Source organism: Pseudoflavonifractor capillosus, assembly GCF_016902575.1.
GTDB lineage: Bacteria > Bacillota > Clostridia > Oscillospirales > Oscillospiraceae > Enterenecus > Enterenecus capillosus_A.
In genome coordinates this window covers 1-219 of sequence record NZ_JACSNZ010000175.1, presented here as the reverse complement: position 1 = coordinate 219, position 219 = coordinate 1, and the positions used below count along the sequence as shown (strand labels likewise).

Here is a 219-nt window from a genome sequence, read left to right as displayed (position 1 = left end):
ATGCAGCTTGTGACGACGATGGCCCGTTGGTCAAGTGGTTAAGACGGCGGCCTCTCACGCCGCAAACACGAGTTCGACTCTCGTACGGGTCACCATTCGAAAGCAAACTGCGGATCATTCGCTTCCACGCCAGCGTGAAAGCTCACTCCCTTCGTTGCTTTCTCATTTCCATCGACAAACACTTCGTTGGTTTGCCGATGGAGCCCAAGTGCTTTTGGG

Annotated in this window: 1 tRNA gene; it reads left to right on the top strand. The window is 54.3% G+C overall.

What is annotated here, in order from left to right:
- Positions 1 to 20 precede the first annotated feature (20 nt).
- Positions 21 to 95 (top strand) — tRNA-Glu (locus tag H9X86_RS12350).
- Positions 96 to 219: the final 124 nt, after the last annotated feature.